Annotated in this window: 16 protein-coding genes; 3 read left to right on the forward strand and 13 right to left on the reverse strand. The window is 55.0% G+C overall.

Translation table 11 applies throughout. The annotated features are described in order from the left end of the window. Window positions 1-37: 37 nt before the first annotated feature. The 3 genes from AB3175_RS03185 to AB3175_RS03195 form a co-directional block, all read right to left on the reverse strand. Window positions 38-910, reverse strand: a complete 873-nt coding sequence (locus AB3175_RS03185) for a P-loop NTPase (RefSeq protein WP_367359496.1) — start codon at window positions 908-910, stop codon at window positions 38-40. Between the two features lie 185 nt (window positions 911-1095). Beyond that, on the reverse strand, window positions 1096-1464 hold the full coding sequence (locus tag AB3175_RS03190; protein ID WP_367359497.1) for a NifB/NifX family molybdenum-iron cluster-binding protein: 369 nt from the start codon (window positions 1462-1464) through the stop codon (window positions 1096-1098). Further along, on the reverse strand, window positions 1461-1871 hold the full coding sequence (locus tag AB3175_RS03195) for a NifB/NifX family molybdenum-iron cluster-binding protein (RefSeq protein ID WP_367359498.1): 411 nt from the start codon (window positions 1869-1871) through the stop codon (window positions 1461-1463). Before AB3175_RS03195 ends, AB3175_RS03190 begins: the two co-directional genes overlap by 4 nt. 334 nt (window positions 1872-2205) lie before the next feature. Here AB3175_RS03195 and AB3175_RS03200 point away from each other — a divergent pair, with 334 nt between their 5' ends. Next, on the forward strand, window positions 2206-2460 hold the full coding sequence (locus tag AB3175_RS03200; RefSeq protein ID WP_367359499.1) for a cytoplasmic protein: 255 nt from the start codon (window positions 2206-2208) through the stop codon (window positions 2458-2460). A gap of 94 nt (window positions 2461-2554) precedes the next feature. Next, window positions 2555-2827: a hypothetical protein gene (locus tag AB3175_RS03205; RefSeq protein WP_367359500.1), complete on the forward strand. Its 273-nt coding sequence runs from the start codon at window positions 2555-2557 to the stop codon at window positions 2825-2827. 123 nt (window positions 2828-2950) lie between these two features. On the opposite strand, the gene AB3175_RS03210 is transcribed toward AB3175_RS03205, so the two are convergent. From AB3175_RS03210 to AB3175_RS03240, 7 genes are all read right to left on the reverse strand, one after another. Next, entirely contained in the window at window positions 2951-3817 is an 867-nt protein-coding gene (locus AB3175_RS03210; RefSeq protein WP_367359501.1) for a substrate-binding domain-containing protein, read from the reverse strand. A 119-nt stretch (window positions 3818-3936) separates the two neighbouring features. Continuing rightward, on the reverse strand, window positions 3937-4275 hold the full coding sequence (locus AB3175_RS03215; RefSeq protein ID WP_367359502.1) for a cytoplasmic protein: 339 nt from the start codon (window positions 4273-4275) through the stop codon (window positions 3937-3939). A gap of 52 nt (window positions 4276-4327) precedes the next feature. After that, window positions 4328-5701, reverse strand: coding sequence for a sigma-54 interaction domain-containing protein (locus AB3175_RS03220; protein WP_367359503.1), 1374 nt, complete (start codon window positions 5699-5701; stop codon window positions 4328-4330). 160 nt (window positions 5702-5861) lie between these two features. After that, entirely contained in the window at window positions 5862-6899 is a 1038-nt protein-coding gene (locus tag AB3175_RS03225; RefSeq protein ID WP_367359504.1) for an ABC transporter ATP-binding protein, read from the reverse strand. Next, window positions 6896-7681: an ABC transporter permease gene (locus AB3175_RS03230; protein ID WP_367359505.1), complete on the reverse strand. Its 786-nt coding sequence runs from the start codon at window positions 7679-7681 to the stop codon at window positions 6896-6898. Before AB3175_RS03230 ends, AB3175_RS03225 begins: the two co-directional genes overlap by 4 nt. A 13-nt stretch (window positions 7682-7694) precedes the next feature. Further along, the gene (gene wtpA, locus AB3175_RS03235) at window positions 7695-8684 is read right to left on the reverse strand and encodes a tungstate ABC transporter substrate-binding protein WtpA (RefSeq protein ID WP_367359506.1); all 990 of its coding nucleotides are present in this window, start codon (window positions 8682-8684) and stop codon (window positions 7695-7697) included. Window positions 8685-8980: 296 nt separating this feature from the next. Continuing rightward, on the reverse strand, window positions 8981-10024 hold the full coding sequence (locus AB3175_RS03240; RefSeq protein ID WP_367359507.1) for an Mrp/NBP35 family ATP-binding protein: 1044 nt from the start codon (window positions 10022-10024) through the stop codon (window positions 8981-8983). A 449-nt stretch (window positions 10025-10473) separates the two neighbouring features. Between AB3175_RS03240 and AB3175_RS03245 the strand changes: the two genes are divergently transcribed. Beyond that, window positions 10474-11211, forward strand: a complete 738-nt coding sequence (locus AB3175_RS03245) for a DUF6125 family protein (RefSeq protein WP_367359508.1) — start codon at window positions 10474-10476, stop codon at window positions 11209-11211. Here AB3175_RS03245 and AB3175_RS03250 read toward each other — a convergent pair. The 3 genes from AB3175_RS03250 to AB3175_RS03260 are packed head-to-tail and all read right to left on the reverse strand — an operon-like array spanning window position 11198 to window position 13694. Then, entirely contained in the window at window positions 11198-12463 is a 1266-nt protein-coding gene (locus tag AB3175_RS03250; RefSeq protein ID WP_367359509.1) for a cation diffusion facilitator family transporter, read from the reverse strand. The genes AB3175_RS03245 and AB3175_RS03250 overlap by 14 nt on opposite strands. After that, on the reverse strand, window positions 12460-13446 hold the full coding sequence (locus AB3175_RS03255) for a radical SAM protein (protein ID WP_367359510.1): 987 nt from the start codon (window positions 13444-13446) through the stop codon (window positions 12460-12462). Before AB3175_RS03255 ends, AB3175_RS03250 begins: the two co-directional genes overlap by 4 nt. Beyond that, window positions 13443-13694, reverse strand: a complete 252-nt coding sequence (locus tag AB3175_RS03260; protein ID WP_367359511.1) for an FmdB family zinc ribbon protein — start codon at window positions 13692-13694, stop codon at window positions 13443-13445. Before AB3175_RS03260 ends, AB3175_RS03255 begins: the two co-directional genes overlap by 4 nt. Window positions 13695-13704 lie beyond the last annotated feature (10 nt).

The following is a 13704-nucleotide window of genomic DNA, read 5'->3' on the forward strand; positions in this document are numbered from 1 at the left end:
CGCTTCATCCTTTTATCCAATTCCCTCATTTCCTTCATCAGAGATCGAGCAGCGGTTCGACGATCCGCTTGAACGCTGCCGCGGCCTCGGTATTCTGATGGTAGTAGATGAAGGGCTTTCCCTCATCCGAGGATATCACGATCTGGGGATCGAGGGGAACCCTGCCCAGAAAGGGCACCTCCATCCGCCTGGCCATTGCCTCACCGCCTCCCTGTTTGAAGAGGTCGATCACCTTCGAGCAGTGCGGACAGATCAGGCCGCTCATGTTTTCGATGACGCCGAGGACAGGGATGTTCAGCTGCCGGCAGAACGTCACGGATTTGCTGACATCGATCGTCGATACATCCTGGGGCGTTGTCACGACCACCGCCCCATCCGCCTCCGGTATGGTCTGGGCCACGGTGAGCGGTTCGTCTCCCGTGCCGGGAGGAAAATCGATGACGAGATAGTCCAGCTCCCCCCATTCAACGTCTCCGAGCAGCTGCTTGATGGCATGGATTTTCAGAGGCCCGCGCCAGATGACGGCATCTTCCGGCTTTGCCAGCAGAAATCCCAGGGACATCACCTTCATTCCGCCCTGAATCAAAATGGGAAGCAGCCCCGTTTCCGTTGCCTGCGGCCTCCTCCCCTCCAGGTGAAGAAGCGTTGGAATGCTTGGGCCATGGAAATCCACATCCAGAAGCCCAACGCGCTTTCCTTCGAGGGCGAGGGCAATCGCCAGATTGACGGCGACGGTGCTTTTGCCGACACCGCCTTTTCCTGACAGCACCAGGATTTTATGGGCAATGCGCTGCATGTTTCTCTTCACTTTCTCATCATCGCTGAGATTCTCCATCGATCTGTCCGGCTGTCCCCCCTCCACCGGACACTCGCCGTTCTCCGGGGAATGATCTGTATCCTTTGAACTCATAACGCCTTTCTCCTTTTCCTTAGTGATTGCTGTATATTCGACAGAAATTTTTTGGGAGCACCTTAATTGTTCGCCCCGTCTGATGTTATTCCTCTGCCGGAAGACGATGCATGGGAAACAGGCCGTTTCCATTCGATTACGGCAGGTCGGTTGTTCCTGCTTAAGGAGTTCTCTCCTGCCTGCCTTCAGGCTCGATGGCCCTTGTTCGTCGCTCCCGCCGCTTCGGAAAATTCGCCGGCCTTCCAACCCTGGAGAACCTCCGCCACACTTTTGCGATCCTTGCCGAAGAGAAAAATCCTTATCCCCGCAGCCTTAAGCGTCCGGAACGCGTTGGGCCCGATATTGCCCGTCAGCACCACGTCGGCACCGAAATCCGCCACTCGTTGTGCGGCCTGGATTCCCGCACCATGGGCCGCCTCGACATTATCCGAATTTTCGCGGGCTTCAAACCGCCCCGTGTCCTCGTCGTAAAAGATGAACCATTTCGCCCGCCCGAAGCTCATATCCGGTTGACTGTCCTTCTCCCTGCCGCAAGATGTAATCGCTATGTTCATTTCGGTGCCTTCCTTCCTCGACGGTTTCGAAACCATCCTTGAGATCCTCGGCAGATGCGCCCGTCCGGCAGGACACGTCTTCCCGGCATAAAGAATCGCCGATCTTCGAGACGATTCCCGCAATAGGCATCAAACACCTCCATCGCCTCTCCCCGTACAAAGGGAATGATGGCAATCCCCATCGCTTCAATCATTCGCTGCAGAGGACACGAAATAGCCCCGCAGATCAGCAGATCCACATCAAGAGATTTGAGCTGGTTCGCTCTGTCGATCATCGTTTTTCCAGAACAGCGCAACCGCTCCTCTTTGAGGAATCCCTTTTCCCCATCTTCGATAAGAAGCAGGAAATCCGCATCATCAAAAACCAGTGCAATGTCCTGCCCGCAAACCGGAATGGCTGATTTCATATTTTGCGCTCCCCACTGTCCCTCATCATCACGAAGCATGCCAGAAGCAACAAGAGACTTTTTAAGTTGTAATCCATTAAGATTTAAAGAGCTTTCAATCTAATCATGAAGCAGTGGCAGGATGAAGCATTGCAATAATGGAACATTGTCCGAGAGAGAAAGTTGCATTTCTGCGCATCATTCTTTTAGTCCTTTCACGACGCCCACCGGGCAAAGGGACGGGATAGACATCGCCATGATTCCTTTTGCCATGATCTGGTTGATATCTTCCCCCAGATTTGATTTATTGAACATCGTAACATAATGAAACCAGAAAAGGGGCTGACACACTGTTATGATAAAACACACCCACCGATTTGTGGAAACCTATGAGGGGCTTGTAGGCTATGGCCTGGACAGGCAGACCGATGAAGACACCGTTCAGTTGTACCTGCAAAAATTTTCCGATGACTCTTTGATGAAAACGATCCTGAAACGGATGAGCGATGAAGATTTAGCGGAGGTATTCGATGTGATGGGAAAAATGCTGAAGAGATATCTGACCGAATCGGAATATCACCTGCTGTTCCTCAAGGAGGAAGAGATATGAAATTCCCGGAACATTTTCCGGAAAATACCCCGCGCTCATTTCAAACCTCACACGGCGACCGGTTGCCGGAAAACAGGAAAGAAGAAAATCAGCCATGTTAATGGATCTTGTGTTCGCACTTTTTATCGGGTTTCTTATCGCAGAGATCTTCGCTCTTCGGCGCTGGAGAGGCTTCTGGAGGCTTGCGGCGCTCATTCCCCTGATTATTGTGGGCTTTGTACTGGGACGGATCGCGGTCGATCCGTCCCAGTATTATCTGCTGGCGTTCGAAGCCCTGGTCTGGTGCTCCTTGGCATTGGCCTTTCTCGGACTGCTGGCGGCCATCCGCTGGGGTGTAGAGGCTGCGCACCGTCGCCGCGCCGGATAACGGGACTTCATCCCCCCGGGGAAACAGCCGAAAAAATGGCCCCCAGGGGTGTGCCCCCTGGCGAAGACACGTGCGACCGTTCGATCCACTCCCGCTCAAACCGCTCCAGAGGAGTCTGGAACGCTACCTTGAAACGTTAACTGCCGCGGGATAATAGATGGGCTCCCCATATTGTTCTACCCCGAAGTCGGCGATAATCCTCTGTCCTTCTTCACCGATCAGAAAATCGAAGAACTTCTCCGCCAGATCCTGGTTGTACTGAAGATGCGGGTGCTTTGCAGGATTCACGAGACACATCTCGTATTCGTTGGCCGGCCCTTTAACCAGCAGTTTCAGGTCCTTCGTCTTGGCCTTGTGAAGAGCCCAGGTTGATGAATCAAGCATATGGTATTGGCCATTTTTATCTGCATCCAGCAGGGATGCCAGCATGAATTTTTTGCTGACCGAATACCACTTTTCACCTTCCGGGTTGATATTCAACTCCTTCCAGGTTTTGATTTCCAGGATGTTCATTCCCCCGCCATCGCCCCGGGAAAGGTAGGGGGACTTCGCCTGGGCAATCCTCCTGTGCACTTCCTTGATATCGGTCAGGCCGGCAATCTGTGCCGGGTCCTTGGAAGGGCCCACCACAATGGTATAATTGTGCATCAGGTCGATCCTTCTGGCAGCATAGCCCTCTCTGACGAACCGGGCCGTCGCCTCCCTCTCGTGTCCCATGGTGATATGGGTCAGGCCATGCCTCCCCAGATCGAGCCCCGGCCCTGTCGGGGTCTTGATGCAGCGGACAACGCCGCCGTATTTCTTCTGGAAAGCCTTTGCAAATTCGTCGACCAGACCCAGCTCAAAGGGACTTCCTGTGGCAATGACAATCTGCTTGTACTCCTGGCTAAACCCGCTGGCATTCCATCCCAGAACCACGGCAATCGCAAGGGCGAAGTAAAGCGCGACAAGAAACGGACTTTTTCTTTTGACAACATGAACCTGTTTCATAACAACCTCCTTCATAGTGTTAATCTTGAAAAAAAGAACGCCGACCAACAAATCCTGCCCCGCCAGAATGGAGCCGTGGCCCGGAAATCGCTGCCAGGCTCTTTTGACAGGGGCGCGGCTTAAAGCGTAATAACCTGATGGCCTTTTTCGATATAGGATGAAAAGGAGGGATGTCCCGTCATGTCGCCTCCCAGCGGGATTCCCACGGTCGCGTTATACTCGAGCACGCCCATTTTCGAAGAGCAGGCCCTGCAGATGCAGTCAATCAACCCCTTCTCCTTTGCCTTTCTGTAGAGAGGGTTCCCCGACGTTTCCATTTCCTCGACCAGCTTCACGGCTTCACCCTCGATGACAATCTTCCCGCCCATCCCTTTGCTTTCCAGATCCAGGGCATTCAGGAGCACATGAACAAAGCACATCGGGTTTCCGTTAAAAGCAAAAATAACGAACTGGTTCATTTCAAACCCTCCTTCGAACATCACGAGATTTTTTTAAAAAGCAACCCTGCACTCACGATTCCCCCTTTTCCGTCACCCTGCCCGGCGACTGGATGCCCAGCGCCTTAAGTTTTCGAAAAAGCGTACTTTTGTGTATTCCGAGTTCCTGGGCCGTGCGGTTCTTGTTCCATGAGTTCCGCCGGAGTACATTGGTCAGAAAAATCGCTTCCATGTCCCGGAAGGACATGGCGTCCAACGCCGGCATTTCCGGGGAACCGGCGATGCCGCAAACCGGCTCCGGAAGATGGACCCGGTCTATCATCCCCGATTTGCAGAGAATGAAGGCCCGTTCAATGATATTCTCAAGCTCCCGGATATTGCCGGGATATGTGTAGGTCATCAGGCAGGCCAAGGCCTCATCGGTTACGCCGGAAATTTCCTTGCCCTGGAGGACATTGAAATGCTCGATGAAATGGTCCACCAGGAGAGGGACGTCCTCCATTCTCTCCCGCAAGGGGGGAAGCTCCAGTCTCACGATATTGATCCGATAGTAGAGATCCTCCCGGAATTTCTCCTCCTTGACCAGATCCCAGAGCTTCTTGTTTGTCGCCGCGATGATCCGGACATCGTGGCGGATGCTTTCCACCGCACCCAGAGGCTCATAGGTTTTTTCCTGAAGAACGCGGAGCAGACGAACCTGCATGGCCGGAGAAATATCCCCGATTTCATCGAGGAAAAGGGTCCCTTTATCCGCCAGTTTGAAGCGGCCCGGCTTGTCCTTCCGGGCATCCGTAAAGGCCCCGGCCTTGTATCCGAAGAGTTCCGATTCCAGAAGCGTATCCGGCAAAGCGGCGCAATTGACCGCAATAAAGGGCCTGCTTTTCCGCGGACTGAGGTTATGAATGGCCTTGGCGATGAGTTCCTTCCCCGTTCCGCTCTCTCCTTCGATCAGGACCGTACTGGAGCTGTTCGCCATATCCGGCAGGATGCTGAACAGTTCGTGCATCCGATGATTCCGGGAGATAATGTCCTCGAAGGAATAGCGCCCCTCGATTTTCTTGCGGAGCTGCTCTTCCAGGCTGAGATCCCGGAAGGTTTCCACCGCTCCGATGATCCGGTCCTCTTCATCGCGCAGCAGCGCCGTAGAAATGCTGATGGGCATCCGACGACCTTCGGCATTGACGATGTAGACCGTGCGGTTGACCACCGGTTTTCCCGTCTGCATGGTTTTTTTCAGAAGGCAGCCGCGGTCGCAGATCTCCGCTTTCAGCACATCCTTGCACCGCTGCCCGATGGCGTCCTCGTAAGGAACACCGGTAATCCTTTCCGCCGCGCGGTTGAAGGACGTGATGTGCCATTGATCATCCACGGAAAAGACGCCATCGGCAATGGAGTCGAGAATAATGTCCCTTTCCCGGGGAGCGGTTTTTTTGTTCTGTTCACTCATTGCTGCTGTTGGGATCCCTTTCTCGACCGGGTTCAGTTCCCTAAAGAGCCGGAATCCATTCCTTTCCTGCAGGACCGTCACGATGCTGCAGCCGATACGGTTGAAGTATAGGCAGCGGAGGTTTATATGTCAACGGCCGATCAGACATCTTCCGCCATGGTCAGAAGACGTGAACAGCCGAGGCCTTGAAGAAAATGTGCACGCCCGCACCGATATCCAGAGCCAGATCAATGGCCGCTCCCTTGGTGACGAGCGACTTGAAGACTACGGCCCGTACGCGGATGTGGACCTCGTAAAGAAAGCCCTGATCGATCATTCCGCAGATCATGCCGGGAAACGCGTTGCGGATGCTTGATTCGAACGGTTGAAGACTGATCACGATATCTTCCGGCCTGACGGCGATGTAGCCTGTGGAATGATGGTGCGGCTGAGGCACCTCGATGGTGAGACTGTCCACACAGGCCTGGTTGCCGTTGAATTGAGCTGAAAAGACGTTCTTCATTCCTACGAAAGACGCCACAAAGGTGGATGCAGGCTTCGAAAAGAGATCACGGATCGATCCGGTCTGGGCAATGGCCCCCTCGCACATGATGGCTGCCTTGGTGGCAAGAGTCAGGGCTTCGGAAAAGTCATGAGTCACCATGAAAAAGGTGATGTGGGAGCTTCGGTTTATCTTCTTGAGCAGCAGACGGATTTCTTCTCTGAAATTTTGATCCAGCGCCGACAGAGGCTCGTCAAGAAGAATGATCCCGGGCTCCACCATGAGAGCCCTCGCCAGCGCCACCCGCTGAAGCTCCCCTCCACTAAGGGTTTCCGGGTAGCGCTTCAGCAGGTGGCCGATGCCGAGGTCATCCACCAACCGCCCGAAACGCTTCTGTGCTGTTTCTTTATCAAGGCGGTGATAGCGCAGACCGTATTTGATGTTCCGGACAATCGTCAGGTGGGGGAACAGGGCGTAATCCTGGTACATGATGCCGATGCCCCGCTCTTCCGGCGGCATTCGGGTGACATCGCGGCCGCCGATGAAGATGTTTCCCCCGAGAACGGGGACCAGTCCGGCAACAGCCTCAAGGAGCACGGTCTTCCCGGCACCGGTTGGTCCCATGAGCACGAAGAATTCTCCCGGATCAATGGAAAGGCTGACGTCCCTGAGGCGGAATTCACCGAGATGAACGTTGAGGTTCCTGATATCGATCATGATACCTTTTTCTGCGGAAGAGCGAGAAGTCTGAGAGCAAGAAAAAGCGACAGGCATACAAGGACAAGCCAGACCGCCACAGGTTGTGAGTACTGGAGCCCGTATCCTTCATAACGTTCATAAATAAGGACCGGCGCAATCATGGGATGATAGGCCACCACGACAACGGCCCCGAACTCGCTGATGGAGCGGGCGCAACACATGATCAAACCCACCAGGACGCTCCGCCACGCAAGGGGAAAGGTGACCCGGACGAAGGTACTCCACATGGAGGCGCCGAGGCTCCGGGAAACGTTTTCCAGCCGGGGGGAAATGGCCTCGAAGCCGGCCTTGAGGGCGTTAATGTAAAAGGGCATGCCCACAAAGGTCAGCACGGTAATAATGCCTGTCGTACTTCCCATGATCCGGATACCGAACTCCTGCAGATACTGCCCCAGCCAGTGGTTCTTTCCGGCAACGCCCAGGATGGCAATGCCCACCACGGGATGGGGAATCACGATTGGCAGGTCGATCACGCTCTCGATGAGATGCTTGCCCCGGAACTGCGAGCGTGCGAGAAGATAAGCCAGCGGGGTCCCGACCAGAAAGGAGATCCCCGCGGCAGAGGCGGCCGTATAGATGCTCAGCCAGATGGATCGGATGACATTCCTGTCCTGAAGAGTTTCCCTGAGCATGGCTCCGGAGGGGGCCGTCAGCATTTCAACGAGCGGCAGGAGAATGAACGTCAGCACCATGATGCCGCATGAAAACGAGACCCAGAAGAACGACCCCTTCCTTCCCATGACGGACGTCCTGTCAATCCTTTACCGTAACGTGCTTTTTCAGCTTTTCCGGCAGCATGGATTTCATCTGTTCCGTCGGCACACGGCAGGGGATAAAGGGGGGCTGCCCCTGATCCTTCAGGATTTTCAAACCTCCTTTGGGATCAAGCATGTAGTCGAGAAAGGCAATCGCCGCTTCCCTGTTCGGGGAATCTTTGATTAAAGTAACCCCGTAAGTGACGGACTCCCCTTTCATGTCCATATATTCCCCGGGCTTTTTGCCGGTCACTTTCACCACGGCCTGGGAATAGAAGGGATCCTCCTTGTAATTCCCCAGGTTGATCTTGTCGGGAAGCACAACGTATTTCAGCCCATGCTGAACGGCAACGGAGAGATACTCCCACGCATAGTCCATGTTCCCCGTCTGAAGCAGGGACACCAGCTCGACTGACTTGGGCCGGATATTTTCCAGAGGCCGGTTTGCAAGAAGCCTGTCGTACAAACCGGGCTTCCGGTAGTATTTCTCCGCCAGTTGGAGCACCATCAGGGCGCGGTATCCGCAGGGGTCCAGATTCGGATCGGAGTGGCCCCAGACCACGCCTTTGCGCTGCAGAATTTCATACCAGTTCCGGGCGTTCACCTGATCTGCATACCGGCTCTTCTCGGTGTAGCAGAGAACGAGCTGATTGGTGGCGAACCGGATGTTCCAGTCTGCAAATTTGGGAATCAGAAGCTTATCGATGACTTTGAAATCAGCTGATGCCATGATATCGCAGGGTTTGTTCAAATCGGTAACCTTCCGTGCCGCGGCCTGGCTTCCGCTGGCCTCGCGCTGAAGATCCACCCCGGGGTACTTCGCCTCGAATGCCTTTTCCATGGCCTCAAAGGGCATGGTCAGACTGCCGGCATGAAACATGACAACGGTCCCTTTCGGTTCGGCAAAGGCCCGGGGCAGCGATAGAAATGCGGTAATGCCTATGATGAAAAAAACGATGAATCCTCTCCCAGCAAAAGATCTTCCCATGATTCTCTCCTCCTTGCGCAAAAATGTGACCGCTTCTCCGGCAGGGAATCGGCCGATTCAGTCCGGGTGATGCAAGCAGATCTTGAATTGGGTAAAAGGGACATCATAAAGCATGCCATATATGGCATATTTAAATTTCATCGAATAATCGGGTAGTTCAATAGCTTACCGGTTCAAAAGATCGGAAGTGGCTTAAAAAGAGTCGCGATATTGCAACTGCTGTCATTTCGAAAGGCCACAGAATCGCCCCGCAGGAAATCCGGGAGCCTCGATCCGGTTCGTCCGACGGCTTTCCCCTATCCGCTTGCAGCCACGATCCTGTCCGCAATGCCTTGGAAGACACGGCCGGTTTCGGAATCGGGCGATGAGACCATCAGGGGCACGCCGGAGTCGCCGCCTCTTCCAATGGCGAGATCGATGGGAATCTTACCCAGCAGGGGAAGCCCGAATTCCTCGCTTAATTTTTCTCCTCCACCTTCGCCGAAAATCGCAATCGGTTTCCCGGAATGATCGGGCTGGAAATAGGACATGTTCTCCACCAGACCGACGATGACCATCCCGAATTTCCGGAACAGGTCGATGGACCTGCGAACATCGGCCAAGGCGACCTCCTGGGGCGTCGTCACCATCAGAATGGCGGCATGAGGAATAGATTGCGCGATGGTAATGGAAGGATCCCCGGTTCCAGGCGGGAGATCCAAGACAAGATAATCCAGGTCGCCCCACATGACCTGCCCCAGCAATTGTTTGATGGCCTTGGCAACCAGCGGCCCCCTCCAGACAATGGGCTGGCCCTTTGCCGTCAGCATGCCCAGCGACATAATCCGGAGGCCGAACTTTTCCGCTGGAAGAATCGCCTCGTTTTCCTCTTCCGGCTGCACCCCCTCGAGCGACAGCATGACAGGAACGCTGGGCCCGTAAACATCGGCGTCGAGAAGCCCCACCCTGCGCCCCCTCCCGGCCAGCGCCAAGGCGACATTAACGGCTATGGTGGTTTTTCCCACGCCGCCCTTGCCGCTTGCAACGGCCAGCACATGGCGGACCTTTTCCAGGCCGACCAGGGGATGTTTCGGAAACAGTTTTTCGAGCTCCTCGTGGCTCAATGTCGCCAGTCGGACATCCACCCCGGCGACCCCCGGCAGTTTCCCCAGCACCCCCTTGATCTCCTCAACCATGGCGTCCTTCCTGGGGCATCTTGCCGTCGAAAGCGCCAGGGTCAGCCAAACCTGACCATTTTCCACATGAATATCGCGAATCATCCCCAGATCCAGCAGGCTTTTTTTCAACTCCGGATCCAGAACAGACTTGACAGCCTCTCTGATTTTGAACTCGTCTATCATGGCGACTCCACCTTTCCGTTTTTCCCGACATGAACGTCATTTCCCCGACAGGGGCACAAAACATACCAGAATGGATACAAGGTTGCCATACGAATTCATGCGCAGCAATTTGGACCACCTGCATGATCAAGGGGGCTTTTCCGCAGCGGATATGCGCAGAAATGCAAACGTCAACACAGGGAGATCGTCGCAATATTGCAATACTCGGATGATGACTGACTCGGAAACCCCTCCCGGAAAAAAGCACTGTCCGGGCGCATGCCGGGATGAAAAGCCGTCTCGTGCGTTGCCTTCATCCGGTCCCGGCAGCCTGGCGGGGCCGCCGGGGGTTGTTTTGCGGACGTCCTTGCTGGAATGGCACACTTCTCGAAGGAGCTGCGGAAGCTGAAAGGAGCCCGACGTTTCTGTCGAAGCGCACGACGCGCATGAGAACGGTAAAGGATGAGGATATGAAAGAAAACGCGGCAGCGGAACATAAGGAAAAACTGATTCTGCAGATTGTCGACAGCCTGAGACTGACTCTCCTCCACTACGGATTATGGTTCAAAGAGGTTGAATATCAGCTTGGTTTGCATACCGCCATGGAGTTGGATGAAGCGACCTGGCAGACCCTGTTCCCCATCGCCATGAAGCGTATGGGGCGTGTTCTCGGATTTGAAGCCGATGCCAGGGGCATTCCGAAACAGCTGTTCGAAAAATCCGACGATGAGCTTCTGGAAATCCTTTCCGCCCTTTCGATCAACTGGCTGGCAGCCGATGGGGTCTGGTTTCAGAGCGTTGAAAAGAGCTTCGATCTTGATACGGCCAAAAGATCCAACGACATCTGCTGGAGCCGCTTCTCCCCGCTTGAGGCCTTTCACATCAAAACCCTGATCGGTCTTCCGGAAAGAGGCGGCCTGGAAGCCCTGGAGGCGGCGCTGAAACATCGTCTCTATGCAAACATCAATGAGCACTCCTTCGAATGGCCGGATGAACGGACGCTGATTTACAGGATGATTCGCTGCCGGGTGCAGGACATCCGGAACCGCAAGGGCATGGAGGACTACCCCTGCAAATCGGGAGGGATCATCGAATACTCAACCTTTGCCCGGACGATAGACCCGGCCATTGTCACGCAGTGCGTCGCCTGCCCTCCCGATCCGCATCCCGCGGACTGGTTCTGCTCCTGGAAATTCACTCTTCCTTGATAGCGGCGACAATTTCCTCCAGGGTTTCCGCATCGGTCCTCTGCGCATCAACGCCGGCGTTGCTGAAAACGTAGCTTGGGCCTTTGTGGGAAAAATCCTCGGCCATGAAAACCTGATCCACCTTCTGTTCGACGAGCCACTCCGCCACGCGGATGCCTTTGGCCGTTTCGACGTCCTTATGGGGATTTTCCATAATCTCCTTCTGCTGAAGAGCATGATCGGCGAGGCGAAGCGTCAGGACGGCGAAGAAGGGGGACTCGCCGAAATGACGGCTGACAGTCCCTGAGCGATCCGACAGGGGAACTGCAAAACGGAGGTGGGAACGGGGACGGGGCTCATAAGAAATGGTTACATGCTCCACATGCGGGATTTGTTTACGGATGCTGCGTTCGAGGGAAAGGCTGATCTGATGGGCTTTTTCAAGATCTCCCGTCCTTAGGATGACATTGGCCTGAAGAAATCGGAAACGGCCCGCGTTTCGTCCTGACAGCGATTGGACAGTCACAACCAAGGGATGGCTCCTCAGGATGCTTCGGGCCATGTCAAGGGTTTCGAAATCCAGGGAGGCGTCCAGCAGGACCCTCATACCGTTGGAGAGCAATTCCCAACCGGCACGGACAATGAAAACCAGGACGGCTCCCGCGGCGATCTGATCGATGGAGAGGCCCCACAGCGAGATATGCCATCCAAAATAGTCCGGCAGGACGGAAACCAGCACGACGAGGGAAGAAAGGACATCAACCTGCCGGTGTCGACCTTCGGCAACCAGAGTCGGAGATTCCGTCTGTCTGCCGATCCTGATGGCGTACTGGCCAAACAGGTAGGTTGCCGCCACGCCTACCACAAGCAGGGTGACGACGCCCAGTGAAATCTGCGGCGACAGAGCGTCTCGGGTAAACAGCTCCCGTGCGATTTCAAAACCGGCAAAAAAGATGGACAGTGCAACAAAGACGGAGAGAAGGTTTTCGACTTTGTAAAGCCCCGACGGAAAGGAAGGCGTCCTTCTGGTGGAAAGCTTTAGCCCCCCGTAGAGGGCAAGGGAAGCAAAGGAATCGGTTGCGGAATCGATGGCCCCCGCCGTGACGGCGAGGCTGTTTGAACAAAGCGCAAGCGCACCTTTCATGACCGCCAGGCCGAGATTCAACAGGAAGGCATACAGGGCGACCCTGCCGATCAATTTCGTCTCTGGATCGTCATGGGCATCCGACCGGAAGGGAGACAGAATCCCACTGCCGACCGCGGGTTTCTTCATGGATCCCCTTCTTCCTCTTCCATCTTCAGGGCCGATTGTACGCCCTTTGCAATGTAGAAGTTCCGTCCGCCTGATACGATGGAGTTCACCTTTCCAAGGTCCACCAGGATGTTCAGGCGCTTGAGAGCCTCCGTTACATGGATGCCGAGGCCGTCCGCGATGTCCTCGGAGGTGCAGGGACGCCTCCGCAGCAGGGCCAGGACTTCCTCTTCCCTGCCTTCGGAAAAAGCCGAAGCTTCAAAATGACCCGAACCCTCCTCGCGGATGATTTCCACTTTTCCAGGGAACAGCTCTTTCATGGAAAGCAGCTCCTCGAGAGAAAGAGGAAAGGCGAATTCCTCTGCGGGTGGACGGCAGACCGTATTGAGTTGAACGCGGTCCGGTGCAATGCGCTTTACCAGGGCGGCAATCTTTTCGACATGGGAGGACAAGCCGGTCACACCTTTCAGCAGCAAGACTTCAAGCCATACCTGCCCTGGGAACCGCCGGGTAAACTCGATGAGCCCGTTCACCACCTGATCGAAGGAAAGATCTCCGTGGGGCCGGTTCACATACTTGAACAGTTTTTCATCCCCGGCGTCCAAAGAGGGGATGACAAGATCGGCCGCCATCAGATCCTCCTGAACCTCCTTCATCCACAACAGGGAGCCGTTGGTCAGAACGGCGACAGGAATGTTCGTCATGGCCTTGACCTCACGGATCAGGTCTCCGATCCGGCTGTTCAGCGTCGGCTCTCCGGATCCTGAAAAAGTAATGTAATCCGGGAGGTCCCTTTCCACAAGTTTCCGTTTTACTTCCTCCAGAATGGCCTCGGCGGGAAGATACTCCCTCCTTTCCATCGTCTTGTTGGTGGTCCGGCCAATCTGGCAGTACACGCAATCAAACGTGCAGGCCTTGAAAGGGACCAGATCCAGCCCCAGCGAGCGGCCCAGACGACGCGACGGGACAGGTCCGTAAACATACTGAAAAGTGCTTTTTTTCATGAATTTTCTCCGCATGATGCATTCCCGCAGCGCTCTTCCCGGCCACAGCAGGTCCTTCCCGTTCTTTCCAGAGAGCATCCCTCCCGGCCCCGGCCCGAAACCTTGAAGAGGAATCCTGTTCCGCCGCTGATCAACCGCCGGACCGCTCCCCGGCACTCAGGACATTCCGACAGGGGGTCCTCAGAAATCGCCTGCTGACGCTCGAACTTCAAACCGCAGAGTTCACATTCGTATTCATAGGTGGGCATTGCTTTCTCC

The sequence above is a fragment of the Syntrophus sp. (in: bacteria) genome (assembly GCF_040768185.1).
In the GTDB taxonomy this organism is placed as follows: Bacteria; Desulfobacterota; Syntrophia; order Syntrophales; family Syntrophaceae; genus Syntrophus; species Syntrophus buswellii.